The organism is Vibrio sp. TRT 17S01 (assembly GCF_050113695.1).
In the GTDB taxonomy this organism is placed as follows: Bacteria; Pseudomonadota; Gammaproteobacteria; order Enterobacterales; family Vibrionaceae; genus Vibrio.
Map to the genome: position 1 here is coordinate 1 of NZ_JBNJOG010000061.1, position 912 is coordinate 912.

Below are 912 nucleotides of genomic sequence, written 5' to 3' on the forward strand. Positions count from 1 at the left end.
AAACTTGGTTTTAGTGTTTAAGGTGCAGCAGTTTGGGTTAGGTGTTTAGCGTTGTTCGCACCTTAATGCGGCGTTATGTTTTAAGGAGGAAACTTGAAAACTGGTGTAACTATAAGCTTGGCTCAAATCCCGGTCGTGAGAGGCGACTTATGTGGGAATATTGAAAATCATATTAAAATGATCAAGAAATCATCTTCTTACAAAGCTGATGTTGTCGTTTTTCCGGAATTATCATTGACGGGCTATGAGCTAGACTTGGTTGCTGAGCTGGCTTTTTCGCCTGAGCCGTTGAGTTTTAAAGAACTATCTCAAGCGTCAGTTGAAAATGAGATTATAGTTATTGCAGGTTGTCCGCTAAAAGCTAACAATTCCTCAAAGCCAACAATAGGTGCGGTAGTTTGTTTTCCCGATGGCTCAGTCCAATTTTATTCAAAGCAATATCTGCATGAAGGCGAAGAGAAGTATTGTTCTTTTGGGATGACCGATTACTTTTTTACTGTTAATGGGCATCAAATAGCACTGGCTATTTGTGCCGACTTCACAACACCAGAACATTCTCAGCGGGTTAAAAAGCTCGGTGCGGATGCTTATGTTGTAAGTGCTCTAATTTCTGGTAATGGCTTTACCCCTGATTCTAAAATTCTATCCGAAATTGCTTTAGAACACCGAATCCCTGTACTTCTAAGCAACCATATATCAGAAACAGGTGGTTGGGAAACTTGTGGTAAAAGTTCAGTTTGGGATTCATTTGGGAAGCTCGTTATTAGCTCTAGCGAGAAAGAAAGTGGTTTGGTTTTGTGTACCATTGCTGGCAATGAGCTCGAGGCTACTAAAACTTAGTATCAAGTTTGAAGTGCGACACTTTTTACAGATGCGCATGAATATACTCCGTTGGTGTCCTATACCCAAGTC

General features: G+C 40.7%; 1 protein-coding gene. It reads left to right on the forward strand.

Annotated features, from left to right (window positions below; all coding sequences use genetic code 11):
• Positions 1–93: 93 nt before the first annotated feature.
• Positions 94–840, forward strand: coding sequence for a carbon-nitrogen hydrolase family protein (locus ACQEXS_RS22470; RefSeq protein WP_427015274.1), 747 nt, complete (start codon positions 94–96; stop codon positions 838–840).
• Positions 841–912: the final 72 nt, after the last annotated feature.